Source organism: Acinetobacter sp. TUM15064, from assembly GCF_008980265.1.
Lineage (GTDB): Bacteria > Pseudomonadota > Gammaproteobacteria > Pseudomonadales > Moraxellaceae > Acinetobacter.
In genome coordinates, this window is the sequence record NZ_BKFU01000022.1 from 23,970 (window position 1) to 49,846 (window position 25,877).

The 25,877-nt window shown below is 42.8% G+C and carries 27 protein-coding genes and 1 pseudogene; 22 read left to right on the plus strand and 6 right to left on the minus strand.

The window, feature by feature from the left end:
• Positions 1-25: 25 nt before the first annotated feature.
• Positions 26-598, minus strand: coding sequence for a 1,6-anhydro-N-acetylmuramyl-L-alanine amidase AmpD (gene ampD / locus GBI16_RS08725; protein ID WP_086210725.1), 573 nt, complete (start codon positions 596-598; stop codon positions 26-28).
• A gap of 184 nt (positions 599-782) precedes the next feature.
• On the opposite strand from ampD, the gene nadC reads away from it, so the two are divergent.
• Positions 783-1,628, plus strand: coding sequence for a carboxylating nicotinate-nucleotide diphosphorylase (gene nadC, locus GBI16_RS08730; RefSeq protein ID WP_086210726.1), 846 nt, complete (start codon positions 783-785; stop codon positions 1,626-1,628).
• Between the two features lie 72 nt (positions 1,629-1,700).
• On the opposite strand, the gene rph is transcribed toward nadC, so the two are convergent.
• Entirely contained in the window at positions 1,701-2,417 is a 717-nt protein-coding gene (rph, locus tag GBI16_RS08735) for a ribonuclease PH (RefSeq protein ID WP_086210727.1), read from the minus strand.
• A 160-nt stretch (positions 2,418-2,577) separates the two neighbouring features.
• Here rph and GBI16_RS08740 point away from each other — a divergent pair, with 160 nt between their 5' ends.
• The gene (locus GBI16_RS08740; RefSeq protein WP_086210728.1) at positions 2,578-3,255 is read left to right on the plus strand and encodes a TetR family transcriptional regulator; all 678 of its coding nucleotides are present in this window, start codon (positions 2,578-2,580) and stop codon (positions 3,253-3,255) included.
• 109 nt (positions 3,256-3,364) lie between these two features.
• Positions 3,365-5,002 (plus strand): PglL family O-oligosaccharyltransferase, encoded by a 1,638-nt coding sequence (locus GBI16_RS08745; RefSeq protein ID WP_151706923.1) that lies wholly within the window; start codon positions 3,365-3,367, stop codon positions 5,000-5,002.
• 64 nt (positions 5,003-5,066) lie between these two features.
• On the opposite strand, the gene GBI16_RS08750 is transcribed toward GBI16_RS08745, so the two are convergent.
• A complete protein-coding gene (locus tag GBI16_RS08750; RefSeq protein ID WP_151706924.1) occupies positions 5,067-5,684 on the minus strand; it encodes a thiol:disulfide interchange protein DsbA/DsbL in 618 nt (205 codons plus the stop codon).
• Positions 5,685-5,864: 180 nt separating this feature from the next.
• Between GBI16_RS08750 and ubiG the strand changes: the two genes are divergently transcribed.
• The 14 genes from ubiG to GBI16_RS08815 all read left to right on the plus strand — a co-directional run bounded on the left by ubiG (position 5,865) and on the right by GBI16_RS08815 (position 17,806).
• A complete protein-coding gene (gene ubiG / locus GBI16_RS08755) occupies positions 5,865-6,581 on the plus strand; it encodes a bifunctional 2-polyprenyl-6-hydroxyphenol methylase/3-demethylubiquinol 3-O-methyltransferase UbiG (RefSeq protein WP_110974474.1) in 717 nt (238 codons plus the stop codon).
• Positions 6,578-7,273 carry an HAD family hydrolase gene (locus GBI16_RS08760; RefSeq protein WP_119064521.1) on the plus strand — a complete coding sequence of 232 codons (696 nt, stop codon included), beginning with the start codon at positions 6,578-6,580 and terminating at the stop codon, positions 7,271-7,273. Before ubiG ends, GBI16_RS08760 begins: the two co-directional genes overlap by 4 nt.
• 36 nt (positions 7,274-7,309) lie before the next feature.
• On the plus strand, positions 7,310-8,056 hold the full coding sequence (locus GBI16_RS08765) for a YciK family oxidoreductase (protein ID WP_110974420.1): 747 nt from the start codon (positions 7,310-7,312) through the stop codon (positions 8,054-8,056).
• A 152-nt stretch (positions 8,057-8,208) separates the two neighbouring features.
• A complete protein-coding gene (locus GBI16_RS08770) occupies positions 8,209-8,628 on the plus strand; it encodes a hypothetical protein (protein ID WP_086210751.1) in 420 nt (139 codons plus the stop codon).
• A 150-nt stretch (positions 8,629-8,778) separates the two neighbouring features.
• Positions 8,779-8,934, plus strand: a complete 156-nt coding sequence (locus tag GBI16_RS18665; protein ID WP_162900301.1) for a hypothetical protein — start codon at positions 8,779-8,781, stop codon at positions 8,932-8,934.
• Positions 8,935-9,179: 245 nt separating this feature from the next.
• Entirely contained in the window at positions 9,180-9,563 is a 384-nt protein-coding gene (locus tag GBI16_RS08775) for an RcnB family protein (protein ID WP_110974418.1), read from the plus strand.
• A 295-nt stretch (positions 9,564-9,858) separates the two neighbouring features.
• Positions 9,859-10,215, plus strand: a complete 357-nt coding sequence (locus GBI16_RS08780; RefSeq protein ID WP_110974417.1) for an RcnB family protein — start codon at positions 9,859-9,861, stop codon at positions 10,213-10,215.
• 125 nt (positions 10,216-10,340) lie between these two features.
• Positions 10,341-11,693 (plus strand): amino-acid N-acetyltransferase, encoded by a 1,353-nt coding sequence (argA, locus tag GBI16_RS08785; protein ID WP_151706925.1) that lies wholly within the window; start codon positions 10,341-10,343, stop codon positions 11,691-11,693.
• Between the two features lie 330 nt (positions 11,694-12,023).
• Entirely contained in the window at positions 12,024-12,983 is a 960-nt protein-coding gene (locus GBI16_RS08790; RefSeq protein WP_110974415.1) for a sulfonate ABC transporter substrate-binding protein, read from the plus strand.
• Between the two features lie 16 nt (positions 12,984-12,999).
• Positions 13,000-13,995 carry an aliphatic sulfonate ABC transporter substrate-binding protein gene (locus tag GBI16_RS08795; protein WP_151706926.1) on the plus strand — a complete coding sequence of 332 codons (996 nt, stop codon included), beginning with the start codon at positions 13,000-13,002 and terminating at the stop codon, positions 13,993-13,995.
• Positions 13,996-14,021: 26 nt separating this feature from the next.
• A complete protein-coding gene (gene ssuD / locus GBI16_RS08800) occupies positions 14,022-15,197 on the plus strand; it encodes an FMNH2-dependent alkanesulfonate monooxygenase (protein WP_151706927.1) in 1,176 nt (391 codons plus the stop codon).
• Complete coding sequence (ssuC, locus tag GBI16_RS08805; protein ID WP_110974412.1) at positions 15,197-16,012, plus strand: aliphatic sulfonate ABC transporter permease SsuC; 816 nt, start codon at positions 15,197-15,199, stop codon at positions 16,010-16,012. Before ssuD ends, ssuC begins: the two co-directional genes overlap by 1 nt.
• Positions 16,013-16,022: 10 nt before the next feature.
• Positions 16,023-16,823, plus strand: coding sequence for an ABC transporter ATP-binding protein (locus tag GBI16_RS08810; protein ID WP_110974411.1), 801 nt, complete (start codon positions 16,023-16,025; stop codon positions 16,821-16,823).
• Between the two features lie 344 nt (positions 16,824-17,167).
• The gene (locus GBI16_RS08815; protein WP_110974410.1) at positions 17,168-17,806 is read left to right on the plus strand and encodes a TetR/AcrR family transcriptional regulator; all 639 of its coding nucleotides are present in this window, start codon (positions 17,168-17,170) and stop codon (positions 17,804-17,806) included.
• Positions 17,807-17,866: 60 nt separating this feature from the next.
• Here GBI16_RS08815 and GBI16_RS08820 read toward each other — a convergent pair whose 3' ends face one another.
• The gene (locus tag GBI16_RS08820) at positions 17,867-18,427 is read right to left on the minus strand and encodes a 5'-nucleosidase (protein ID WP_110974409.1); all 561 of its coding nucleotides are present in this window, start codon (positions 18,425-18,427) and stop codon (positions 17,867-17,869) included.
• A 134-nt stretch (positions 18,428-18,561) separates the two neighbouring features.
• Complete coding sequence (locus GBI16_RS08825; protein WP_151706928.1) at positions 18,562-19,692, minus strand: TDT family transporter; 1,131 nt, start codon at positions 19,690-19,692, stop codon at positions 18,562-18,564.
• A 205-nt stretch (positions 19,693-19,897) separates the two neighbouring features.
• On the opposite strand from GBI16_RS08825, the gene ribF reads away from it, so the two are divergent.
• The 5 genes from ribF to GBI16_RS08850 all read left to right on the plus strand — a co-directional run bounded on the left by ribF (position 19,898) and on the right by GBI16_RS08850 (position 25,512).
• Positions 19,898-20,899, plus strand: a complete 1,002-nt coding sequence (ribF, locus tag GBI16_RS08830) for a bifunctional riboflavin kinase/FAD synthetase (RefSeq protein ID WP_110974407.1) — start codon at positions 19,898-19,900, stop codon at positions 20,897-20,899.
• Between the two features lie 65 nt (positions 20,900-20,964).
• Positions 20,965-23,808, plus strand: coding sequence for an isoleucine--tRNA ligase (gene ileS, locus GBI16_RS08835; RefSeq protein ID WP_119064531.1), 2,844 nt, complete (start codon positions 20,965-20,967; stop codon positions 23,806-23,808).
• Complete coding sequence (lspA, locus tag GBI16_RS08840; protein WP_110974405.1) at positions 23,801-24,340, plus strand: signal peptidase II; 540 nt, start codon at positions 23,801-23,803, stop codon at positions 24,338-24,340. The genes ileS and lspA overlap by 8 nt, the downstream gene beginning before the upstream one ends.
• Positions 24,333-24,815, plus strand: coding sequence for a peptidylprolyl isomerase (locus GBI16_RS08845; RefSeq protein ID WP_086210742.1), 483 nt, complete (start codon positions 24,333-24,335; stop codon positions 24,813-24,815). Before lspA ends, GBI16_RS08845 begins: the two co-directional genes overlap by 8 nt.
• A gap of 154 nt (positions 24,816-24,969) precedes the next feature.
• Positions 24,970-25,512 carry an NADPH-dependent FMN reductase gene (locus GBI16_RS08850; protein WP_086210743.1) on the plus strand — a complete coding sequence of 181 codons (543 nt, stop codon included), beginning with the start codon at positions 24,970-24,972 and terminating at the stop codon, positions 25,510-25,512.
• 235 nt (positions 25,513-25,747) lie between these two features.
• Here the strand turns inward: GBI16_RS08850 and GBI16_RS18920 are convergent.
• Positions 25,748-25,877 (minus strand): annotated as a pseudogene (locus tag GBI16_RS18920) (tautomerase family protein); the annotation flags it as partial.

Genomic DNA, 25,877 nt, shown 5'->3' on the forward strand with positions numbered 1-25,877 from the left:
TTTAATGTTGTTGTCTGCACTCAATTTATTGACTTTTTAACTGCTGCAAACGGCTTCTATATTTGTACCAATCGAAAAATGGGCCAGGATCCGTTTTTCGACCTGGCGCAATATCGGAATGCCCCGCCAAATGCTGTTGAATTTGAGGATAGGTTTGCTGTAAGCAGGCAGTCACATGTACCAATGCTTCATATTGGGCATCTTCAAAAGGCATGTCATCACTGCCCTCAAGCTCAATGCCAATCGAATAATCATTGCACTCTTTTTTGCCCAAATAACTCGAACGCCCTGCATGCCATGCACGGTCATGAAAGTTAACAAATTGTAAGACTTCCCCGCCTCTTAAAATCAGTAAATGTGCTGAGACTTGCATGCCTTGAATAGTTTGAAAATATGGATGTACTGACCAATCCAATTGATTTTGAAAAAATTGTTCAATATAGCCACCACCAAACTGTGAGGGGGGCAAACTGATATTATGAATGACAATCAGTTGAATATCAGCATCTGCAGGACGTGCGTTAAAATTAGGCGATGGGATTTGTCTCGCTCCCTGCAATTGACCAGCTTGCACTTGAAACGATGGAATGCCTTGCATATTTTTATTCCTTAAACCCATTGCGCCCTTCGGGCAATATTTTTGCTTTGTTGTCCATGCTAAATCTTTCCCTATCATTTCACAAATCTATGGTGTTTCGTTTTAGAAATTTTTACGCCTTTTCAGGAAAAATGCTAATATATTGCGCAATTTTCATGGCTTCTATAAAGATACGGACAATCGGATGAGCATATCGCAGCAACTGCTTGAACAATCTATTCAACTGAATATTCAACAGGCATTACAAGAAGACATCGGTGATGGCGACATTACGGCACTTTTGACGCCTGAAGATGAGCAAGCAACTGCGACCATTATTAGCCGTGAAGACATGATTCTTGCAGGTCAACCTTGGGTCAATGCATTAATTGCAGCTTTTGATTCGAGTGTACAAATCACGTGGCTAAAAAACGATGGCGATCTGGTTCGTGCCAATGAAACCCTTTTTAAACTGGCGGGTTCAGCACGCAGCTTACTTACGGTTGAACGCCCTGCGCTCAACTTTGTACAAACCCTGTCTGCAGTAGCAACTAAAACGGCTGAATATGTCAAACAGTTAGACGGCTTAAATACAAAGTTGCTAGATACCCGTAAAACACTACCGGGTCTGCGCATTGCACAAAAATATGCAGTCGCGATCGGCGGGGGGCAAAACCATCGTTTAGGCTTATTCGATGCTTTTTTAATAAAAGAAAATCACATCATGGCAGCTGGTGGCATTGCTCAGGCGATTGCCAAAGCGCATCAAATTGCCCCGGGCAAACCTGTCGAAGTCGAAGTCGAAACATGGGCTGAATTAGACCAAGCATTAGAAGCCCAAGCGGATATCGTGATGTTAGACAACTTTAGCCAGCAACAAATGATTGATGCTGTCAAGCATGTCGCAGGACGTTGTAAATTGGAAGCGTCAGGCAACATCACCATTGACAACTTACGTGAAGTGGCAACCACAGGCGTGGATTATATTTCGATGGGTGTGTTGACCAAAGATGTCAAAGCCGTCGATCTTTCCATGCGTTTTAATGCTTAATTTGAAAAGATTGCATTCAGTCAACACGCCATAAAAAAACGCACTAGATAGTGCGTTTTTTTGCGTGAAAACTTACCAGCCCAGTGCTTGCTGTTGTTTTTTCACCAATTCTTGAATGCCCTTTTCGGCCATTTCTAACATGGCATTGCACTGTACACGGGTAAATGGTTTATCTTCCGCTGTACCTTGAATCTCAATAAACTCACCTGCTTGGGTCATCACCACGTTTAAATCTGTTTGGCAGTTTGAGTCTTCTTCATAACACAAGTCTAAAAGCACTTCATCTTGGAAAATACCGACTGAAATGGCAGCAACCAAACCTTTGAGTGGATCCTGCTTAATTTTCTTTTTCTCAAGCAGCGTATTCATCGCATCAATAAGGGCTACCGCAGCACCAGTGATTGCAGCAGTCCGCGTACCACCATCTGCTTGAATCACATCACAGTCAATGGTAATCGTATTTTCACCGAGTTTCTTTAAATCCACCATGGCACGTAAACTACGACCAATCAAACGTTGAATTTCTTGAGTACGACCACTTTGCTTACCACGTGCCGCCTCACGGTCACTACGGGTATGGGTTGAACGTGGCAACATGCCATATTCTGCTGTTACCCAACCTTGACCTTTACCTTTTAAAAAACGCGGAACTGAATTATCAATGCTCGCAGTACAAAGAACTTTGGTATGACCAAACTCAACCAATACCGAACCTTCTGCATAACGTGTATAGTTACGCGTAATAGTAACATCACGTAATTGATCTAATGCTCGTTGGTCGATACGCATAATACGTCCTTCATCTGACTAAGTTGATTGGCGCATAGTATAGCAGAAGCAAAGCCAAAGCATTTGCTCCACAAGCTCGCTTTTGTAATTGATCGCCAACCTCACTTTAGATCTTGATTCTTTGTTAAACTAAAAGACAAATGAGCTTGAGGCCACATCTATGTCGATTCGTGAAGAGCGCAAACAACAAAGTCGCCAAGCATTGCTCAATGCAGCCTTACAGCTCAGCACCTCTGGTCGCTCCTTTAGTCAGATCAGTCTCCGTGAAGTTACCCGTCAAGTCGGTTTAGTGCCAACCGCCTTTTATCGACACTTTAGTGATTTGGATGAACTAGGGCTTGAACTGGTCGACCAAGCTGCCTTACATATCAAAAATGTGCTGACCCAATTAGGTCAAAGCTATGTTTACCGCCCACATGCAACCATTGAGCACAGCCTCGATTTATTCTTTGATGCCGTTGAGCAACACCCCGAACAATGGATCTTTCTCATCGGCGAGCGTTGGGGAGGCTCAACATTGGTTCGTAAAGCCATCGAACGAGAGATCACGTTTTTAATCGACGACTTTGCCTATGCTCTCACCCGTATTGAAAGTATGCAGCATATCCGCGATTCAAAAGACCTTAACGTTTTAGCCAATATTCTAATGAATGCCTCTTTTAACTGGGCCATGCGTTGGATTGGTTTTAGCCGAGATCTACCATCAGTACAATTACAACAGCAACAACATGACTTTAAAATGCAAACAGTGGTACAGATTCAACTCATGTTTCGTGGTATTTCCAATTGGCATCGACCAACAATACAAACAGAACAAGCCAACCCGACACTGCATTAAACTCCAGCTAGAATGATGTTTTAATACATTACAAATTTTTTAACACTGTTTGCTCAAACTTAGACGCTTTTTCACTATCATAGAGCCAGTTTTTTCATCTGTACCTCTTATGCGTTTTTTTCTTTTTTTAGCTGCCAGTGTATGTATGGCCTTAGCATGGCTTTTGCCCATTCATTATCGACCATGGGTCACTTATACAGGTGAGCTGTTTGCCTTTTTGTCATTATTTACGCTTTCTGCACTGTTTCTAAAAGAAAAAATTTTATTCCCCAAGATCACACTACCTCTATTGCTCTTAAGCCTTGTACCCTTTATACAGTACGGCTTTGGTGAGCTGTTCTTTTTCAGCAAAGCGTTGATGTGCGGCCTATACATTTTTGCCTTTTGGCTCAGTATTGTTTTAGGTTTTAACCTCAGTCAAAGACCGCTCGCGCGTGAACAATTGTTTGCTGGTTTAAGTACGGTTTTTTGGTTGGTTGGTGTGGTCACTGCTCTGATTGCCATCTGCCAATGGCTCAATATTGAACAGAAAATACCGGGGATGACCATATTAAAAGGTGACCGCCCGTATGCCAACTTCGCTCAGCCGAATAATATGGCAAGCTTCTTAATTCTGTCCTTACTGGGTACTCTTTACTTATTTGAGAAGAAAAAATTCAATACTCTTCTTCTCTGCAGCAGTGCCGTACTGATGTTGTTTGCTGTCGCACTGAGTCAATCTCGCACATCATGGGTCGCGAGTATTTGTGTACTACTGTATTTACTCTATCAACAATACAAAGGCACACTACAACTCAAATGGTATAGTGCTCTTGCATGGTTTGTGCTCTTTGTTTCTTTAATTGTGTTAACTCCTCAGCTCAACCAGTTGTTGGCTCAACTTTCTAATGTTGATGTCACACAAACTCGCGATGTCGTTGCTCGAGCAACCAAGGGGGATATGTCACGTCTTGCCATTTGGCAGCAAATGCTACATGCAATCGCAGAACGCCCTTGGTTTGGCTATGGTTGGCATCAAACCAGTGTCGCTTACACATTGATTAGTGATCAGTTCCAAGGTCCAGTTTGGGTGAAAAGTGCGCACAACTTCATTCTCGACTTCATTTTATGGAATGGTCTACTGATTGCAGTTCCATTTTTTGCTTACATAAGCTATTGGGGTTATCAACTACAAAAGCATGCAACTTCATCCGAATCTGTGGTGGGTTTGCTCATGGTAGGGGCTGTACTCATTCATGCGATGCTCGAATTTCCTTTATTCTATGCCTATTTCTTGTTGCCTTTCGGCTTTATTCTCGGGATTATTCAAGCCCAGCAAAAAGTAAAAACATGGACCGTAGCAAGTTATGTTATGCCAGTGGTATTTACAGTCTGTGTGATCTTGGTCGGACTTATTATCCGTGATTATGAACTGATGGTGCCGAAGCTGAATCAAGCCTCTCGTTATGAAAAAACACCTGAAAAATTTACCAATCACGATCAAATTTTACTGCTGTCTGAGTTTAACCGTCGTATCGAATGGATTCAGTTAAATCCGTATAGTAAAGTCAGCCCTGAGCAAATTCGGGACTATGAGGAAATGGTGTTGAACTACCCGATTCCTTATGATTTAACCAAGTTTGCTAAACTCTTGGCTTTCAATGGCTATGAGGCTGAGGCTCGTCACCAACTTTGGCGCTTAAAAACTTTAAGAAAAATTGATCTGCGTTATGAGGATTTATTACAGCCTGCATCAAGTGTGCAATAAATTTTGTCACCCTATAAAAAAGCCTGCATCAGCAGGCTTTTTTATGGGGCAAGCTATACGCTCATTATTTTGCCGTACGTTCTTTTTCGATGAGATATTCTACAACTTGCACAACTTTCTCATTTTCGCCCTGAACAATGTACTTACCATTGACTGTGACCGCAGGGACACCACTCAGTTGATAACGTTTCGCTAAATCTTGCGCTTGAGCAATTTTTGAAGTGATCGCAAAAGACTTATACGTACTATTAAATTTCGCTTCAGGAATACCAAATTGAGTATAGAACTTAGCTAAAGCAGGTTGTTCTAAAATTGGCTGGTTTTGATCATGAATCGCATGGAATAACATAAGGTGTGTCTTCTTGCGCACACCTAAAGCTTCAGACACATAATAAGCTCGAGCACCCTGCTCCCAAAGTGGATTCATCGCTGCTGGTGTACGTACAAAACGTACATCTTTAGGTAATTTCTTTAACCAAGTCTGCATATGCGGTTCAAGTTTAAAGCAGTGTGGGCAGCCATACCAGAAGAACTCACGCACTTCAATTTTTCCAGGTACTTCGACCTGTACTGGCGTTGGTACCACAGTATAGTCCTGACCTGCTACAAAGTTTGCAGCCAAAGCACTACCAGAAATAGCGAAAACAGCGGTTGCTAGTCCACTCAAAAGGAGTTTTTTCATTGAACTTATTGTCCTCAAAATCATTATGATAAGTTTATGCAAATACTATAAATCAAATATGCCAAATTCGTTTTCATTCTGTGAACTTTTTTCAGGCTTTTATCGCTTTTTCCAGAATAAACGCTACACTAAGCCCTATTGAATTTTTTTAAATATTACAACCTGATTGAGGTGACGATGATGTCGCAACTGAATGTTGATCCACAAGAAATTGCCAAATTTGAAGCATTTGCTGCCATATGGTGGGATCAGCACTCGGAGTTCCGTCCTTTACATATGATCAATCCATTACGCTTAAACTGGATTGATGAGCATGCTGGTGGACTCAGTGGGAAAAAAGTCCTTGATGTCGGCTGTGGTGGCGGCATTTTGGCTGAAAGTATGGCACGTCGTGGTGCAGATGTTCTTGGTATTGATATGGGCGAAGCCCCACTGAATGTGGCGCGTTTACATGCAGAGCAAGAAGGTGTTAAGCATATCGAGTATCGCCAAGTTCCAGTTGAACAGCTCGCAGAAGAACACGCGGGACAATACGATGTCGTGACCTGCATGGAAATGCTGGAACACGTACCTAATCCAGCTTCAATCATTGAAGCCTGCCATAAACTGGTTAAACCAGGTGGTCATGTGTTCTTTTCAACCATCAACCGTAATCCCAAAGCCTATCTGTTTGCCATTATTGGTGCTGAATATGTACTGCGTATGTTAGCGAGAGGCACCCATGATTATCATAAATTCATTAAACCATCAGAGCTTGCACATGATATTCGCGGTGCTGGACTCAAACTAAAAGACATGACGGGTTTACATTACAATCCATTGACCAAACGCTATTGGTTAGCGCCGAATGTCGACGTCAACTATATGGTCTACACTGTCAAAGAAGGTGCTGCATGAAAGCCGTCTTATTCGACCTTGACGGCACACTGATCGACACGGCTGCCGACTTTATTCGCATTATTCAAAACATGTGCCGTGAAAAAGGTGTTGCTGTGGTCGATGCAAACCTGATCCGTAGTCAAGTCTCTGAAGGCGCACGGGCTATGGTGAAATTGGTTTATCCCGAACTGGAAGTCGAAGACCCAATTTTTCTGGCACATCGTCAGCGTTTTTTAGACACCTATGGGGCGGATATTGCGGTAGATACCGACCTATTTACTGGCATGTATCCGCTACTTGAAAAACTTGAAAACCAAGAAATTCCATGGGGCATTGTCACCAATAAACCACGTTGGCTCAGTGAAGCATTATTAGACGCGCTGGATTTGACAAAACGCTGCGCTGTTTTGGTCTGCCCAGAGGATGTCAGCAAAACCAAGCCTGATCCTGAACCGATGTATTTGGCAGCCCAACAGATTGCAATTGCACCTGAAAACTGTATTTACGTTGGGGATCATCCACGTGATATAGATGCAGGTCGTAACGCGCAGATGTATACCATTTTGGCCGCTTATGGCTATTTACCATTCGCGCACAAAGATGACTTAACAGCTTGGCAAGCAGATTGTATAGTGAAGAATGTAGCTGAGTTAGATGAGGTCATTCAGTCCCTTGTCAACCAGACATCAAAAGCAAGCTCACTGACTTGATCACAATTAAAAAATCACAATAACGAGGAGGTAATGATGAAATATTCAGAATATCAACCTCGCCCCGATCTACTCAAAGATCGTATCATCTTAATTACAGGTGCGGGCGATGGTATTGGTCGTGCTGCTGCATTAAGTTATGCCCTACACGGCGCAACCGTGGTGCTGCATGGGCGTACCTTAAATAAGCTCGAAGTCATTTATGATGAAATTGAAGGCTTAGGTGCGCCGCAACCTGCAATCTTACCCTTGCAGCTATCAAGTGCCTCTCCTCGTGACTATGAATTATTGGTCGACACCCTAGAACGTCAGTTTGGGCGCTTAGATGGCATTTTGCATAATGCAGGTATTTTAGGTGAGCGTACTGAACTGGAAAATTATCCTGTCGATGTTTGGGATGACGTGATGGCGGTCAACTTACGTGCGCCATTCGTTATGACTCAAGAATTAATGCCCCTCCTGAAAAAATCTGAGCATGCCTCTGTGGTTTTTGCCAGCTCAGGTGTCGGGCGCGAAACGCGTGAACGTTGGGGCGCATATTCCGTGTCTAAGATCGCGATTGAAGCGGTCAGTCAACTGTTCGCCAAAGAAAATACCGCACCGAATATCCGCTTTAACTGTATCAATCCGGGGGCGACCCGCACAGCGATGCGTGCCAAAGCCTATCCTGATGAAGATCCAAAAACATTGCCCACACCTGAAAATATCATGCCTGCCTATCTGTACTTGATGGGCGATGACAGTTTGCATATGAATGGTCAAAGTATTGATGCACAAGACTAAAATCGTTCATTTAAAAGGAAGCTTCGGCTTCCTTTTTTATGCATCAAACTTTGGCTTTGTGTTCATATAGAATGTTTTAGACTTTGGCAGCGCTTGTCTTTTCCCAATTTTTGCGGATACTGATGTCCAATTCTATTTGCTAAGAGCATGCCATGACGGACTTGAGCAACATCACCGTACAACCCACTGAAGATGGGATGGTGAGTCTATTGATTGACCAACAACCGATTTCAGAAAAATATGGAATGAAGTTTGAAGCCAGTATTGTCAAAGAACTGCAAGCACTGGAAAATGGTGCGACTCTGAAACTCTTTGATCAGTTTGTTTTTTCTCATACCGACTTAAACTTTGAACATAGCTACCACTATGTCACCGTGATTGCAAAAAACGACGACCAATATCAAACGAAGAAAAATTTTGTTTATAGGATTAAAATTGAAGGTCAGCCCGACATTGAGCATGCCATTCGTAAAAATGGGGAAGCAATGACCGCAGCCGATGTACATGAATTTATCCAAGCCCATGTGCAGAAATCATTAAGCGATTATACCGACCTCAACTACGCTTATTAGGCCGAACCAGCCAAGTTGCATTTTTAACTTGGCTCTTCCTCTACTTTAAATCGTATTTTTAAATTATTTTAATAAAAATATTCGGTTTTTAAGATTCAAATTTCCTATTTATCATTCTGATTCATCAAGAACTTAAAATCAGGGCTCAGCATGACTGATGTACAACGTAAACATGACACCATTCGTCATATCCACAATTTACAACTGCCTGAAAGCTTAATTTCGGCTTTGGAGGATGCAGTTCAAGCCGAATCCGTTGTAAACGCGATTTTTTCATTGCAAAATCTGACCAAGCAATGGTATTAAATAATCGCCTTTGCTTTCTTCAGCAAGGCCAAGCGATGCAATACCACAATGCAGAAAAACAGAAATATTTGACCCATTGCTTTAGACTTTGAATCAATTGGTGATTTAATTAACGGTCAAAATTAGGCATAATCTTCTTAATATCTCTGCATTTGTTAATAAATGCCCAATTTATCTTCACAGTTTCTCTGCATTTTTTTCGTACATTATAGGAAAGAGTGAAATTACCCTAATGAGGATTCAACATGAAAAAGATTTTGACAGTATTGGCAATCTCTTTCAGTGCTTTGATGGCAAGTAGTCTCAGTACTGCTGCCCCTCAGTTTGACAACGACCATCCACGCTTTGGCAATGAATCACGTGGTCGAGACTTTCGTGGTTCAGATGACGATGATCAACAAGACCGTCGACGTATGCGTGAAGAACGGGGTGTCAAACGTTTGCAACAGCATAAATGGCAACAAGGTTATGTGATGCCACAGCATTACCGTGGTAATGGCTATAAGGTCGAATACAAAGAGCATAATCTCCCTAAACCAAACCGTAACCAACAATGGTACAAAATTAATAATGACTACATCTTAGTCGATGCGGATAGCAACAATATTTTGCGTATCATGGGACTTTAATTTCCTCGTTGATCTTGCACCGCAAATCCACTATTTAAACCTGAATCATCATACTTTTATTCGCTTTCACACAATTTTAGACTGGGGTCTAGAGATGATAGTGAAGCGGAGTATAAAAGATGTTTTTCAGGTTTTTTTATGTCTAAAACCCTGTAATGGACAATATTTCAAAGAAATAACAATCTCCTCAGTCTCTTCATACATTTCACAATTCACCTAAATAGCCCTCACGCTTTCTCTAGAGTTGTTCGCTAATTTTGAATCATCGAAACAAGATAAATACTGGATGAAAGCAATGAAAAAAATTCTGACTGTAATCACCCTCTCTTTAGGTGCACTCATAACAACATCTGCCATGGCAGCACCTCAGGATTATAATCGCTCTCATGATCATGACTCGCGTTGGGATCAACGTAATGACCACCGCTCTAATACAAACGACCGCTATAAAAACAGCCGTGTCAACCCGAGCCGAGACTGGCGCTCAGGTCAATATCTTCCCCGAAGTTATGATTCATCACGTTATCATGTCAGTAACCGCGAAGCGCGTCGCCTACCCAACACAGGGCGTTACCAACAGTGGTACAAGATCAATGGCGACTATGTCCTCGTCAATGAGCGTAATAACCGTATTCTCCGCATTATTAACTAATCAGCCATTCATTTCGGCAAGCCAATCAAACACCTGATCTTTGCATCAGGTGTTTTTCTATTTAAGACTTCCCCTTCTGCAATTTTTGATTAAAATCATGCTAAGCAGTTCATTTTGAGACAGGCATGCACGCAAATTCCATCGAAACACATCACAGTACAACTTTGCAGTATGTGCATTGGTTTCGACATTCTGCGCCTTATATCAATGCTCACCGCAATAAAACCTTTGTAATCATGTTTGATGGTGAAGCCGTTCAGCATGATAACTTTCAACATATTATTCACGATATTGCCTTACTGCATTCACTCGGGATTCGTCTGATCTTGGTGCATGGCGCACGTCCGCAAATTAACCACAATCTAAAACAAAGCCAGCTACAAACACCATTTCATCAACATCGCCGCGTGACCACGCGAGAATCCCTAAGTTGCGTGATGAACGCGGTAGGCTCAATTCGTTTGCAAATTGAAGCCTTACTGTCGATGGGGTTGGCCAACTCACCGATGTATGGTGCACGCATTGATGTGGTTTCAGGGAATTTTGTTACAGCCAAGCCCTATGGCATTCGCGATGGGGTCGATTTTCAGTTAACAGGTGAAGTCCGTACGGTCGATACCGATGCCATTCAACGCCATTTGGATAACCACAATATTGTGCTACTCGGGCCAACTGGCTACTCCACCACAGGCGAAGTATTCAACCTGCTGGCAGAAGAAGTGGCAACCCGTACGGCGATTCATCTTAAAGCAGACAAGTTAATTTTCTTGGGCAAGCAACATGGTCTGCTCAATGAACATGGTCAGTTGCAACGCGAAATTTCTCCACACAAACTCGATGCACAAATTGAGAAATATCAAGACTCTAATCCAGACATTGCCTTACATTTACGTGGTGCCAAAAAGGCCTCGACGCATGGCGTACATCGGGTCCATCTCATTTCCTATGCTTATGATGGTGCCTTGGTTGAAGAGCTCTTCACGCGTGATGGCTCAGGCACCATGATTACCGATGCCCATTATGAAGAAGTCCGTATGGCCAACATTCAGGATGTCGGCGGGCTGATTAACCTATTACGTCCGCTTGAAGAAGAAGGTATCTTGGTGTATCGCTCACGTGAACGTCTCGAAAACGAAATTGGTCAATTTGCCGTGATTGAACGTGATGGCATGATCTTGGCCTGTGCTGCCCTCTACCCACTACCAGCGGCGGAAGGTGAAATACACAGTGCTGAAATTGCGTGTGTTGCAGTCGATCCGAGTTATCGCAAATCTAATCGCGGCAGCCAAATTTTGCATTATCTCGAAGGTAAAGCCCGCAGTATGGGGATTCAGCAGTTGTTTGTACTGACCACACGTACTGCACATTGGTTCTTAGAACATGGCTTTGAAACCGCCAATGTCGATGAACTTCCCAATGCCCGCCAAGCCTTATACAACTATCAGCGCAACTCACTGGTCTTTAAAAAGCCACTTTAAGTGGCTTTTGCAGGATTATGGATATCTTTATTTCTCATATCTTTATCGAGAAAATACCACCCCAATCACTCAAGTCCATATAGCGTGAAAGACTAAGCTTATTCAAAAAATAAAAATACATTTTAAATAATAAATATCAATAAGTTAATCTTAATAAATTTTATATTTTATGTTTTTTATATTGCTCATTTTCACATAAGTTTTGCACTTTTGTTTTTATCTTTTTTTTTCATGTCTAAAGCCTGATTTCTTATTTTTTCTGAAAAGAAAAGCCCTTTAGCGTATGTGTTCACCAACTCACCACTTTATTTATTTGGAGTTAAGAAACACATGAGCACCTCTCAAGCAAAGTTCTGGATCAAAACAAGCGTTCTTGCTGCAACAGTCGCGGGTGCCATGATGTTATCTGGATGTGGAAAAAAAGAGACTGAAACCGTCACACTGAATATTGGCTTTCAAAAATATGGCATTTTGCCAATCGTCAAAGAGCGAGGCACTTTAGAAACGGCGCTTAAAGCACAAAATGTCCAAGTCAAATGGGTTGAGTTTCCCGCAGGTCCACAGCTCCTCGAAGGTTTAAATGTCGGCAGTGTGGTCTTTGGTGAAGCAGGTGAAGCCCCTCCAATTTTCGCTCAAGCCGCGAACGCTAACTTGGTTTATATTGCCAACCAACCAGCAGCACCCAAAGCAGAAGCACTAATCGTACAAAAAGATTCGAAAATTCAAAGCATTCAAGACCTAAAAGGTAAGCGGATCGCACTCAACAAAGGTTCAAATGTGCATTACCTGCTACTTAAAGTATTAGAAGCGAATAACCTCAAACTTTCTGATATTGAAGCAGTCTATCTACCCCCATCAGATGCACGTGCTGCGTTTGAACGAGGTGCAGTCGATGCATGGGTCATTTGGGATCCCTTCTTTGCGGCCGCTGAACATCAAATTTCGGCACGTGTGATTGCTACTGGAGAAAACTTGGTGAGTAATCATCAGTTCTATTTGGCCGATCGTAAGTTTGCGGAAGCTCACCCAGAAGTCTTAAAAACAGTCGTGAAAGAATTAAATACCACAACACAGTGGGTTAAACAAAATCAACAACAAGCTGCCCAATTGCTAGAAAAACCGACGGGCTTGTCTTTAGACATTTTACAAAGCTCGATTGGTCGTATGGGCTTTGGCGTTCAACCCATTTCAGCCGAAGTCGCAAAAAAACAGCAGTACGTTGCCGATGCTTTCTATCAACAAAAACTCATTCCAAACAAGCTGAATATTGACGCTGCCATTATTAAATAAAAATATAGAGATCATTATGAAAACACTGAAAACAGTTTCTAGTATTGGCATCGTTAGCTTGAGTCTTGGACTCGGGGCATGCCAAAAGCAAGACACAGCAGCACCGAACACGCCAGAAAAACAGGCAACAGCTCCAGTTAAAACACTGTCGATTGGCTACCAAAAGTCGTCTTTGAACCTATTGGTCGCGCGTGAGCAAAAATTATTTGAGCAGCAATTTCCTCAAGCCAAAATTGAATGGAAAGAATTTCCTGCTGGTCCACAAATGTTAGAAGCTTTATCCGTTGGTGCTGTCGATTTTGGTGCTGTGGGCAATACCCCACCGATCTTTGCCCAAGCTGCTGACAAAGCACTCAGTTATGTCGGCTACGAACAAGTACCCGCTAACTCTCAAGCCCTGTTAATTCCTAAAAATAGTAGCATTGGTTCAATTCAAGCCTTAAAAGGCAAACGCATTGCCGTTCAGCGTGGCTCAAGCGCACATGAGTTGTTGGCGAAAATCTTACAAAAAGCAGGACTCAGCTGGCAGGACATTCAACCGATTTGGCTACCCCCTGCGGATGCACGTGCCGCGTTTGATAAACAATCCATTGATGCATGGGCCATTTGGGAACCCTACCTCAGTGCAGCAGAACAAGATGCACATGCCAAAGTTTTGATTGATGGTACAGCATTTCCACAAACCTATTCTTTTTATATTGGCAATCCAAAATTTATTCAGGCCTATCCTGAAGCGACCGCTCAATTCATCCACGGCTTGAATCAGGCCGATCAATGGGTGCTGAAAAACCAAGCTCAAGCACTTTCGGTCTATACCCAAAGTACGGGTTTACAGCCCTCTATTGCTCAACGGGTCATCGACAAACGTCTGAAACCTTCTCCGATTCAAACCCTGACGCCTGAAGTGGTACAAGCCCAACAACAGATTGCCGATTTGTTCCAACAAGTCCAGCTCATTCCGAAACACATTCAAGTTCAAAGTACCGTTTGGGTTGCACCGAGCAAACCTTAAACGACTCTATCTAAGGATTTTTAAAAATGAAAATTTTCTGGTTTATCCCAACTCACGGTGACAGTCGCTACTTAGGTACCAGCAAAGGTGCTCGTCAAGTGGACCATGCTTATATGAAACAGATTGCGGTTGCCGTGGATAATTTAGGTTATGAAGGTGTACTGATTCCAACGGGTCGTTCATGTGAAGATCCATGGTTGACCGCAGCCAGTCTGATTGATGCCACGAAAAAATTAAAATTCTTGGTTGCATTACGTCCAGGCGTAACCACTCCGGCACTGGCTGCACGGATGGCAGCCACCTTTGACCGTCTCTCCAATGGTCGAGTTTTATTGAACTTGGTGACAGGTGGCGATGAAAAAGAACTGCAAGGCGATGGTGTTTATGAAGACCACTCGACTCGCTATAAAACCGCCAATGAATACGTCAAAATTTGGCGTGAGATTTTAACCCGCTCCCATACAGGTGAAAGCTTTAGCTTTCACGGCGAACGTCTAAACGTAGATGATGCCAAACTGCTGTATCCACCTGTACAACAACCCTACCCTCCACTTTGGTTTGGCGGTTCATCGGATGATGCCATCGAGTTGGCGACGGATCAGGTTGACACGTATCTGACATGGGGAGAACCTCCTGCGGCAGTCAAAGCAAAAATTGACACTGTACGTGCCAAAGCCGAGGCCAAAGGCCGTACGCTCAACTATGGTATCCGTCTGCATGTGATTGTACGTGAAACCAATGAACAAGCATGGCAAGCGGCAGAAGAGCTCATTCAATATGTCGATGATGCCACCATTGCTGCAGCACAGGCAAAATTTAAGAGCATGGACTCGGTCGGCCAACGTCGCATGGCCGAACTACACAATGGTGACCGCAGTAAACTTGAAGTATCTCCCAACCTTTGGGCTGGTGTAGGACTGGTTCGTGGGGGTGCAGGTACGGCATTGGTCGGTGACCCTGAAACAGTTGCAGCGCGTATTCAAGAATATGCTGACTTGGGCATCAGTACCTTTATTTTCTCAGGCTATCCACATCTTGAAGAGTCGATTCGTTTTGCCGAGTTAGTGTTCCCACTCCTGCCACTTGAAACTCAAGCAAAGTTAGCACAACCAAATTTAACAGGTCCCTTTGGTGAGATTGTGGCAAACAACTACACACCTGATGAAAACAAAAAAACAAAAGCGATTCAGGAGCCTGCCTAATGTCCAAAATCGTTTCAGTGCAAACCCTCCAGCAGGAAAAGGTTTCACGTGGAACCCAGTTGGGGCAGCTATTGCTGCCTTGGCTCTTTCCTATCGGCTTAATTGTGCTTTGGCAAATTGCTTCCAGCACAGGACTCTTAGAAAGTCGCATTTTACCTGCACCTACCGCAGTGGTTAGCGCTTTCTGGCACCTGCTACTGAGTGGTGAACTATGGAAGCATGTGCAAGTCAGTGCAGGCCGTGCCTTACTCGGCTTATTGGTGGGTGGCGGTTTAGGGCTATTTCTGGGTTTGTTAAATGGTTCATCGAAAATGGCGTCCACCCTGCTCGACACCACCCTACAGATGATCCGAAATATTCCCGCACTGGCACTTATTCCATTGGTGATTTTATGGTTCGGAATTGATGAAAGCGCCAAGCTGTTCTTGGTTGCGGTCGGGGTGTTTTTCCCCATTTACATCAACACCTATCACGGCATACGTTCGGTAGATCCGCAACTGATTGAAATGGGGAAAAGCTATGGCTTGACCCGTTGGCAACTGTATAAAGAAATTATTTTACCCGGCGCGATGCCCTCTATTTTGGTTGGTCTGCGCTTTTCACTGGGTTTGGTGTGGGTGTTACTGATCGTTGCCGAAACCATTTCTGCACAAGCGGGCATTGGTTATATGACCATGAATGCACGTGAATTTTTACAAACTGACATCGTCTTGGTGGGTATTTTACTGTATGCCCTACTTGGAAAACTGGCTGATGTACTGGCCGTCACATTAGAAAAATACCTGCTGCGTTGGCATGCAGGATACCAAAAATAAGGAGTCTGAGATGACTGATTTAAGCCTTGGTCGCCATGCCACTATTACATCGCAGCCAAATCATAATCAAGACATTAACCCTCAAGCGGTGCTTGGGGCCGAAATTATTATTGAACAACTGCATAAGTTTTATGGTTCAGTTAAAGTTCTTGAAGACTTAGACCTGCATATTCAGCCAGGTGAGTTTTTAGCCATTGTCGGACGTAGTGGTTGTGGTAAAAGTACGCTACTGCGTCTGATTGCCAACTTAGAACAACAAAGCTATGGTGAAATTAAGTTTAAATCCGCACGACACCTCCGCGAAGGGATTACCGCAGACGATATTCGTGTGATGTTTCAAGATCCACGTTTACTGCCATGGCGCTCTATAGAAAAAAATGTGCAACTGGGCTTAGCCAAAGAACAACATGCCAATGCCTCTAGTCTGTTGGAAAAAGTCGGGCTTAAAGACAAAGCGGGGCTCTGGCCTTCGCAGCTCTCTGGGGGACAACGCCAACGCACTGCCTTAGCACGGGCTTTATCCCATAAGCCACGGATTTTACTGCTGGATGAACCTTTAGGTGCATTGGATGCCCTCACTCGCTTGGACATGCAGAATTTGATTGAAAAATTATGGACGGAACAAGGTTTTACCGCCATCTTAGTTACGCATGATGTCAGCGAAGCCGTTCAACTGGCAGATCGAATTATTTTGTTAGACCGTGGTCATATTGCCAAAGAGTTTCAAGTCAACCTACCCCGTCCCCGGGTCAAAGATGTCGCTTTTAACTCACTTGAACAGCAAGTATTAAATGCCGTTCTGGCCACCTAACTTTATTCAATATCCTTAGCATGGTGCTAAGGATCTTTTTGCACAGGCGTGAAAATATGAGACGCTCATGTATTTCAAACACTTACATATTTAAAAAGTGAAATTTCACGTTATTTTTACAAAACACCCCTGAAAAAAATCCATTATTTCGTGTCTGTGATACAAAATAGTTTTTACATAATGATATTTTATTGGACAAGTTTTAGAATTTATCGCAATTTATTAGTCAATCTACAGAATAAATGATCATTATTCAAAAAATTAAATTTCCACTTTGTGCACAAGTCTGATGATTTGCCGTACAATTTGTCCTTCCCCCTTTTTATTGTTTTTTAAATTAGCGAATGGAACAGAAAAAGAGTACTCAAAAACGCCACCAGCTGCTGAATGCTGCACTAGATGTCTTTTCACTCTATGGTTTTAATGGAGCGAGTTTAGATGAGATCGCACAGATTGCTGAGATGCACAAATCGAATATTTTCTATTACTATGAAAATAAAGAAGCTTTGTACGTTGAAGTTTTAACGACGGTTCTGCAAAAGTGGTTAGCGCCACTGCAAATGCTAGAAGCGGACTTAGAGCCAGAAGAAGCGATCACCAACTACTTATTGCAAAAGATTGAGGTTTCTCGGACTCAACCTAAAGCCTCACGCTTATTTGCGCTAGAAGTCATTCAAGGTGCTCCACATATTCTGGAAATCCTCAAAGGGCCTCTAAAGAAATTGGTCAAACGTAAAGCTAAAGTGATTAGCAATTGGCAAGAACAAGGCAAAATTTCAAAAGCAATTGATCCTGAATTGCTCATTTTGAATATTTGGGCTTTGACACAAAACTATGCTGACTTTGCCACACAAATGGAAATGGTGACAGGTAAAACCCTACGTAACCGTAGTATGCAACAGCGTGTAATTCAACACACTGTACATATGATGTTATATGGTGTAATCCCAAGAACTCCGTCTGACTTATTCAAACCTGAATAGTTTTGGCATACGACCATAGCACTCTATGGTCGCCAAATTTAAAAAGACAAAATCAAAGCCTCAGATACTTTCAAATAATCTCAATAATTTCTGAGCGCCCAATAGTAGATTGTCTTCCCAATCCAAATGAGCAGTGTCGTTAGCTCCATCTGAAATATATTTAACTGAAATCAGACGTACATCGAGCTTTTTACAAACCTTTGCCAAGGCATAACCTTCCATATCCACCAAGTCGCACGCGACTTTGGGTGTTCCTGTTTCAAAGCTATCGCCAGTCCCACAGATACCTGTGCGTAACTGCTGAAAAAAAGGCTCCAAATGAATTTCAGCGGGGTCCATGCTGTCAAATGGTGTAAAGCCGACCGCAAAACCGAGTGGTGAAACATCCATATCACGCTGTACAAATTGAGAAACTTCGATCAGCTCATGCTGATCAAAATAACTACTGCCTGCGGTACCTAAATTAATCAGGGTTTTACAACCTGTTTTTTGAATCACTTCAAATGCTTTATAGGCCGCGTTGACTTTACCCACACCACTGTAATGAACTTCAATCCCTGCTTGTTCAAATAATCCTTTGGATTCATTCGGCAAAGCCATGATCAGTGCAACATCTGACATAACATACTCAAATAACAGACTTCATTCAGCCCATTAGAAAGCAAATCTATCCGAAAGAAAAGTAGTTTAAACACCACGACCCAAAATCGTATCCAGCATTTTGATCTAAGTAAAAAATAGCATTTTCACTGACTTTAATGCTGTTCCAAATAGGCTTTTAAACAGGGTGAAAAAAACAAATGGCCTTGATAAAAACCATGCGCGGTTTTGCTTGCAACTAAACACCAAAGTATCAGCAGAATGGCAGCAAAGGCATAGCCAACAGCGTAGAGGAAAGCTAAATTCAATTGCTGCGCTAAATTAAGAATCGCGAGGGTGTACACGCCCAACGGAAATGTCAGTCCCCACCAGCCGAGGTTAAAAGGTAATTCCTGTTTGGCATGGTGTAAAGTGGTCATCACGGCAATGCCTAACCACCATAACCCAAAACCGAGCAGAATGAGACTACCGAAAATTCCTGCATATTGAAAAAGCTGACCCATTTCAACCAAATCTATGCTCACCAAAACTGTCGGTGCTTGCTGTCCTAAAATCAATAAAGTCAAAGCCCCCGTACCGATCGGTCCCAAAGCCAACCAACTGCTGACTGCCAGCTCTTTTTCGGGTAGTTTATGTAAGACTAAACGCAACATTAAAATCGTTAAAATAGCAAAAGCAGGTAAAACAGAAATACCCCAAAGGACATAGCTAGCCAATAAAATCGCAACAGCATGACCATCTGTTGGCAAATGCCCCAGCAATAGGCCTCCACTGCTGGCTGCAACCTCACAGGCCACGATCGGCAACAACCAAACTGCTGTCATATTGCTCAAACTATGTTGCTGACGCTGATACATGACAAAAGGAACACCCCATGCCACCAATAGTGCAAGGAGCACATCTACGTACCAAAGGCTCTTGGCGACATGAACCGCAATATCTCCATAAATCGGCTGCCCATACTTTAAACAGCCATTTAGAATCGTCGCCAGTGCCATCGGAATAGTGCCTAAAAACAAACTCATCATCGGATGCTGAAAAATCTGTTTAGCTTCATGCGGATAAAATACCCACCGCAGTCCATAAAGCACAGTAAAAAGTACAAAAAGCGCAATATTGAGATACCAAAGCGTTGTGCCGAACGACCATGTGAATGACTTTAAAATCGGAAACTCTGATACAATAAGCGCCACCACACCTGTTCCCATACTGACAGTAAACCAGTTAGGGGTAAATTGACGGATCAGATTTTGCAGCTGTCCAAGTTGTGTAAATGGTTTTTGCATGAGTTGGTCCTCATTAGAAACTACATCTATACTAACCAAAACCATAAATAAGAAAAATTGATTAATTCACATTAAATAAATCAATTAAAATAATATATGTGAACTTTCTACGAAATTTTGCATTGTCAAAAAACAACCACAAGACGAATGCCCAAGAATATGGCAATATATAAGCCGTTATTTATTCTAAGCACTTGATTTGCCCATGAAGCTGCTCCGTCTACATGCTTTGCCCTCACACTCTGAATTAGAAAAAACCGTTGTCACCATCGGTAATTTTGACGGGGTGCATTTGGGTCATCAAGCCATGATTCATCAGCTCAAAGCCGTTGCAAAACAACACAACCTAAAAACAGTGGTGATGATTTTTGAACCTCAACCACTTGAATTTTTTAAAGCTTATGATGCTCCACCGAGGATTTCATCCTTACGTGAAAAAGTCGAATATTTAACTGAGCTAGGTGTGGACTATATTGCAGTTGCTAAATTTGACAATAGCTTCCGGAGTTTAAGTGCCGAAGCATTTGCCGATATTTTAAAAGATAAACTCAATGCCCAAAGTTTGGTTTTAGGCGATGATTTCCACTTTGGTAAAAATCGCCAAGGCAATAGTGAATTTCTTAAAAATTATGGTTTTCAAGTGCATAATCTTGAAACCGTCCTCGCAGAAGGTGAACGCGTCAGTTCAACCCGGATTCGCCAAACTCTTGCAGCAGGGGATTTGGCACTCGCAGCACAATTATTAGGCCGACCTTATAGCATTACAGGTCGAGTGCAGTATGGCGACCAAATTGGTCGAACCCTAGATTTTCCAACCATTAATGTGCGTTTAAACCGTCACAAACCTTGTTTAAACGGCATTTATGGTGTCGATGTGATTTGTGAAACCACATCTCTACGCGACAAAGTCAAAGCAGACCAGCCTGAACGGTTGGGCATTGCTGGATATGAACCTTCTGCCCTTTTTGGCGCAGGTCATGTTGGAACACGGCCAGCCATTCAGCAAGATCATCCTGAATGGCGATTAGAAGTACATTTCCCTGATGTTTCTGCTAATCTGTATGGCTTATTAATGCGGGTCACCTTCTTAAACTATTTACATGGTGAAAAGAATTACCCTTCGCTGGAAGCACTAAAAGCAGGAATTGATGATGATGTGGTGAAACTGCTTGAGTTTCGTCAAAACACCCCAACATTTCCCTTTTAAATACCCAATCAATTTTATGTAAAACGCGTCAGTCTAAAAGCTGATTAAATTGGAAGAAAACTTGCATGAGCGACAAGCAAACTACTGAAAATGCAGTGGATTATAAAGCCACACTTAACCTCCCAGGTACCGATTTTGCCATGAAAGCAAATCTTGCGGTGCGTGAAGCAAAATGGTTAGAAGAGTGGTATGCCGACAACATTTATCAGCAGATTCGTGCGTCGCGTATTGGCAAGAAAAAATATGTCCTACATGACGGCCCTCCGTATGCAAATGGTCAAATCCACTTGGGTCATGCGGTAAACAAAGTCCTCAAAGACGTCATCATTAAAAGTCGCGTGCTCGATGGCTTTGATGCACCTTATGTTCCAGGTTGGGACTGTCACGGTCTACCGATTGAACTCAAAGTTGAAGAAAAAGTCGGGAAAGTCGGTGTAAAAGTGGATGCTTCGACTTTCCGTAAAGCCTGCCGCGAATATGCTTACACCCAAGTCGAATTACAAAAGAAAGACTTCGTGCGCATGGGTGTGTTTGGGGATTGGGACAATCCTTATCTGACCATGAACTTCAAACAGGAAGCAGACATTGTGCGCTCTGTCGGCGCGATTGCGAAAGCAGGTCATATCGAACCAGGTCTCAAACCAGTAAACTGGTGTCTCGACTGTGGTTCAGCTTTAGCTGAAGCAGAAGTCGAATATGAAGATAAAAAATCAGATGCAATTGATGTTGGTTTCACAGTTGTCGACTTAAAAGATTTAAGCGCACGCTTAGGGGTGGATGTTCAAGACCCAACCGATATCGTGATTTGGACCACCACACCGTGGACTTTACCTGCGAACCAAGCGGTTGCTGTACATGCAGAAATTGACTATCAATTGGTTCAAGTCACAACTGATCGCGGGACACAAAACTTTATTTTGGCCAAAGACCTAGTTGCATCAGCAGTTGAGCGTTATAAGCTTGAAAACCCTATCGTTTTAGCTGATTTCACGGGTTCGGCTATCGAAAACTTATTATTACAACATCCTTTGATTACAGACCGTCAAGTGCCTGTGATTTTAGGTGAACACGTGATTGCAACCAGCGGTACAGGTGCGGTTCATACTGCGCCAGGTCATGGTGTGGACGACTATAAAGTCGGTTTACTGTACAACTTAAAAGTTGAAAACCCAGTCGGTGGCAATGGTGTATATTTACCAACGTCACCCGTTTTTGCTGGTGAGCACATCTACAAAGCCAATCCAAAAATCATTGAAGCGTTGGGTGCAGTCGGTCGCTTGTGGGCGCATCAACCGATCAAACATAGCTATCCGCATTGCTGGCGCCATAAAACTCCAATTATTTTCCGTGCGACCCCGCAGTGGTTTATCAGCATGGATGCGCAAGGCTTACGTCAAAATGCTTTAAATGCGATTGAAAATGAAATCAGCTTCGTGCCAGATTGGGGCAAAAACCGTATTCAAGCTATGATCGAAGGTCGTCCAGACTGGTGTATTTCGCGTCAACGTACTTGGGGTGTACCAATCCCATTCTTCGTGCATAAAGACACCAATGAGCTCCATCCGCGCACAGCGGAATTGATCGAAGAAGTTGCTAAACTAATCGAACAAGAAGGAATTGATGCTTGGTATAACCGTGAAGCGAAAGATTTTATTGGGGATGAAGCGGAACAGTATAACTGTGTACGTGACACTTTAGACGTGTGGTTTGACTCAGGCACAACCCACTATGCGGTACTGCGTGAACGCGAAGAACTCACCGATCCAGCCGATTTATACCTTGAAGGCTCAGACCAACATCGTGGTTGGTTCCAGTCTTCATTATTAACCTCTGTCGCTATCAATCAACGTGCGCCGTATAAAGGCTTGCTAACTCATGGCTTCGTGGTGGATGAAAAAGGCCGTAAGATGTCAAAATCTTTAGGCAACATCATCACCCCACAAGACATCATTAAAGACATGGGTGCAGACGGCTTGCGTTTCTGGATTGCATCGGCCGATTACCGTTATGAAATGACTGCAGGTAAAGAAATCTTTAACCGTGCATCAGATGGCTACCGTCGTATTCGTAATACTTTGCGCTTCTTGTTGGCGAACCTCAATGGTTTCAAACCATCGACCGATGCACTGCCTGTAGATCAATTGATCGCACTTGATCAATACATCTTGCAACGTGCAGCAGATGTACAGAAAACCATTCAGCAAGCCTATGAAGATATGAACTTTCATATCGTGACCAATGCGCTGACCAACTTCTGTATCAACGACTTGGGTGGTTTCTATCTAGACATCATCAAAGACCGTCAGTACACCACTAAAGCAGATTCGCAAGCGCGTCGTTCGGCTCAGACTGCGTTGTATCATTTGGTACAAGCCTTTGTGCGTTGGATGTCACCAATCTTAAGCTTTACCGCTCAAGAGGCATGGCCACTGATTCCAGAACAAACTGAGAAATATGTGTTCACTGCGGAATGGTATGAGATTCCTGTGGCTTCAAAAGCAAACCTGTTGTCTGAAGCCGATTGGCAAACCCTCATTGCAGTGAAGTCTGCAGTGAACAAGTTCATCGAAACTGCACGTACCGCGAAAATCGTGGGTTCAAATCTCTCTGCCAAAGTTGAACTGTGGGCAGATGCCGAACTCAAAGATGTACTTGACCGCCTAGATGATGAACTTCGCTTTGTCCTGATCACATCGCAAGTACTTGTGAATACATTCGATGCAACTCAAGGCGAAGCTTCTGATTTGGCAGGTCTGAATGTTAAAGTCTCAGCTGCTGATGGTGAAAAATGTGTACGTTGCTGGCATGTTCTACCAGATGTGAATACACATGTTACACATCCAGGTTTATGTGGACGTTGTATTATCAACCTTCCTACAGGCCAAGGCGAAGAGAGAAAATATGCCTAACCCTCAACAGAAAAAGGGCTTATTCCAATTCTATCCACACAATTTAGTGTGGGTAGGCTTGGCTATTCTAGCCATTGTCTTAGATCAATGGACCAAATGGATTGCCAGTACCCATCTGAATTATGCAGATCCAGTACCAGTTCTGCCCTTTTTAAATTGGACCTTATTGCATAACTATGGCGCAGCCTTTAGTTTCTTGTCCGATGCTGGTGGGTGGCAACGCTATTTTTTTACCTCTCTTGCTGGTATTGTGTCTGTCATTTTCCTGTTCTGGCTGATGCGTATGCCAAAAACCGTGAAAGTGCTGCCCATTGCAATTGCGCTTATTCTAGGTGGTGCTATAGGCAATTTAATCGACCGTATTAGCTTAGGCTATGTGGTTGATTTCATTCATGTGTACTATCAAAACAGCCACTTCCCTGCGTTTAATATTGCTGACAGCTCAATTACGCTTGGAACTATCCTTTTGTTGATCGATACCTTTTTTCTCGAAAAAAATCGTATCCAGCGTGCCGAAGTAAAAAATGACTGATTTTATTAATCCCAATGAAGAAACTCGCGTAAGCGAAGGCTCAAAAGTTGAGTTACATTTTTCTGTTTCCATTGAAAATGGCGTGGAAATTGACAATACGCGTAGCCGTGAAGAACCTGTGAGTCTCGTGATGGGTGATGGCAGCCTACTGCCCGGTTTTGAAAAGGCGCTGTTTGGTTTACGAGCTGGTGACCGCCGTACCGTAAGCCTACCACCAGAAGATGCTTTTGGTCCTTGGAACCCTGAGAATGTACAAAAGTTTGATACGGTTAAATTTGAACAGCGACCAATCGAAGGTCACATGATTGAGTTTGAAGACAAAGCCAAACAAAGTCTTTATGGTGTAGTTAAAACTGTAGGTGATGACATCACCGAAGTAGATTTTAATCATCCATTGGCAGGTAAAGATATTACCTTTGAAGTTGAAATCTTCAAAGTGACCCCTGCCGGACAACAAGGCATCAAAATTATGTAAAGCCACAGATCGACCGTCTGTGTGTCATTCAAAGCTCCTTCGGGGGCTTTTTTAATGCCTCAAACATTTATCCATCAGATACATATTCAATCTATGCAAAGCTTAAATTTCATACTACCGTAACGTGATCACATTTATTTTCCAAGGATTTTGCATGAAAATTCAAGTCATTATTGGCAGTGTCCGCGAAGGGCGTACTGCCATTAAAGTTGCGCGATGGGTGCAAAAAGGCTTTGAACAACTTGGGCTCAATACGGTCCAACTCGAATTGGTCGACTTAAAAGAGTGGGATTTGCCAATTTTTGCAGGTGCAAATCCCCCAATGACGGGCATTTATGATCAACCTAAACAACAAGCATGGGCCGATCACATTGTCCAAGGCGATGCCTTTATTTTTATTAGTCCTGAATATAATCACGGCTATAGTCCAGCCCTCAAAAATGCATTGGACTATTTAGGCAAAGAGTGGCAAGGCAAACCTGCAGCTTATATTAGTTATGGTGGCACCAACGGCTCACGCTCCATCGACCAAATTCGCCAAGTCGGTACTCAACTCGGCCTAGTCGATACCAATGCCGTGATTGAAATTCGGGATATTTTTTCACGCAATAAAACCGAAGATTTTGAACCGAATCCTTTTGATGAGAAAAATCTAAAAGCAGCAATTGATAAACTGATTAAATATGTCAGCGCATAAAGATGAGATTCTTATGTACGCGATTGCTTACAGTAACTTGAGTATTTGTCGGCTTTTCAATAAACAGTATCGACGCTATAGTTAAATCATACAGAGACAGGAAGTCTCAATTAAAAACAAAAATAATAAAATATATAGCAGGATGCTGATCGGTAGGACAGGAGTTATACCGTTTGAAAGAATTTAAAAAGCCCCCGACAGGATGTTGGGGGCTTTTTAATTCCAGTTTGATATTTTAAATATTCACATCAAATCCTAAATTAACATCAGATGCGGCTTGACCACCTCTTATCCCCCAATTCTCTAAGTTAGACTCACGAATTAAAATAGAAATATGGTCTTGTGGAATACCTAACTCTGCTAAA

What these genes read in the sequence shown, in the direction of transcription:
- ampD (WP_086210725.1), bottom strand. Translation starts at nt 598, where the DNA reads ATGCAAGGCATTCCATCGTTTCAAGTGCAAGCTGGTCAATTGCAGGGA.
- nadC (WP_086210726.1), top strand. Translation starts at nt 783, where the DNA reads ATGAGCATATCGCAGCAACTGCTTGAACAATCTATTCAACTGAATATT.
- rph (WP_086210727.1), bottom strand. Translation starts at nt 2,417, where the DNA reads ATGCGTATCGACCAACGAGCATTAGATCAATTACGTGATGTTACTATT.
- GBI16_RS08740 (WP_086210728.1), top strand. Translation starts at nt 2,578, where the DNA reads ATGTCGATTCGTGAAGAGCGCAAACAACAAAGTCGCCAAGCATTGCTC.
- GBI16_RS08745 (WP_151706923.1), top strand. Translation starts at nt 3,365, where the DNA reads ATGCGTTTTTTTCTTTTTTTAGCTGCCAGTGTATGTATGGCCTTAGCA.
- GBI16_RS08750 (WP_151706924.1), bottom strand. Translation starts at nt 5,684, where the DNA reads ATGAAAAAACTCCTTTTGAGTGGACTAGCAACCGCTGTTTTCGCTATT.
- ubiG (WP_110974474.1), top strand. Translation starts at nt 5,865, where the DNA reads ATGTCGCAACTGAATGTTGATCCACAAGAAATTGCCAAATTTGAAGCA.
- GBI16_RS08760 (WP_119064521.1), top strand. Translation starts at nt 6,578, where the DNA reads ATGAAAGCCGTCTTATTCGACCTTGACGGCACACTGATCGACACGGCT.
- GBI16_RS08765 (WP_110974420.1), top strand. Translation starts at nt 7,310, where the DNA reads ATGAAATATTCAGAATATCAACCTCGCCCCGATCTACTCAAAGATCGT.
- GBI16_RS08770 (WP_086210751.1), top strand. Translation starts at nt 8,209, where the DNA reads ATGACGGACTTGAGCAACATCACCGTACAACCCACTGAAGATGGGATG.
- GBI16_RS18665 (WP_162900301.1), top strand. Translation starts at nt 8,779, where the DNA reads ATGACTGATGTACAACGTAAACATGACACCATTCGTCATATCCACAAT.
- GBI16_RS08775 (WP_110974418.1), top strand. Translation starts at nt 9,180, where the DNA reads ATGAAAAAGATTTTGACAGTATTGGCAATCTCTTTCAGTGCTTTGATG.
- GBI16_RS08780 (WP_110974417.1), top strand. Translation starts at nt 9,859, where the DNA reads ATGAAAAAAATTCTGACTGTAATCACCCTCTCTTTAGGTGCACTCATA.
- argA (WP_151706925.1), top strand. Translation starts at nt 10,341, where the DNA reads ATGCACGCAAATTCCATCGAAACACATCACAGTACAACTTTGCAGTAT.
- GBI16_RS08790 (WP_110974415.1), top strand. Translation starts at nt 12,024, where the DNA reads ATGAGCACCTCTCAAGCAAAGTTCTGGATCAAAACAAGCGTTCTTGCT.
- GBI16_RS08795 (WP_151706926.1), top strand. Translation starts at nt 13,000, where the DNA reads ATGAAAACACTGAAAACAGTTTCTAGTATTGGCATCGTTAGCTTGAGT.
- ssuD (WP_151706927.1), top strand. Translation starts at nt 14,022, where the DNA reads ATGAAAATTTTCTGGTTTATCCCAACTCACGGTGACAGTCGCTACTTA.
- ssuC (WP_110974412.1), top strand. Translation starts at nt 15,197, where the DNA reads ATGTCCAAAATCGTTTCAGTGCAAACCCTCCAGCAGGAAAAGGTTTCA.
- GBI16_RS08810 (WP_110974411.1), top strand. Translation starts at nt 16,023, where the DNA reads ATGACTGATTTAAGCCTTGGTCGCCATGCCACTATTACATCGCAGCCA.
- GBI16_RS08815 (WP_110974410.1), top strand. Translation starts at nt 17,168, where the DNA reads ATGGAACAGAAAAAGAGTACTCAAAAACGCCACCAGCTGCTGAATGCT.
- GBI16_RS08820 (WP_110974409.1), bottom strand. Translation starts at nt 18,427, where the DNA reads ATGTCAGATGTTGCACTGATCATGGCTTTGCCGAATGAATCCAAAGGA.
- GBI16_RS08825 (WP_151706928.1), bottom strand. Translation starts at nt 19,692, where the DNA reads ATGCAAAAACCATTTACACAACTTGGACAGCTGCAAAATCTGATCCGT.
- ribF (WP_110974407.1), top strand. Translation starts at nt 19,898, where the DNA reads ATGAAGCTGCTCCGTCTACATGCTTTGCCCTCACACTCTGAATTAGAA.
- ileS (WP_119064531.1), top strand. Translation starts at nt 20,965, where the DNA reads ATGAGCGACAAGCAAACTACTGAAAATGCAGTGGATTATAAAGCCACA.
- lspA (WP_110974405.1), top strand. Translation starts at nt 23,801, where the DNA reads ATGCCTAACCCTCAACAGAAAAAGGGCTTATTCCAATTCTATCCACAC.
- GBI16_RS08845 (WP_086210742.1), top strand. Translation starts at nt 24,333, where the DNA reads ATGACTGATTTTATTAATCCCAATGAAGAAACTCGCGTAAGCGAAGGC.
- GBI16_RS08850 (WP_086210743.1), top strand. Translation starts at nt 24,970, where the DNA reads ATGAAAATTCAAGTCATTATTGGCAGTGTCCGCGAAGGGCGTACTGCC.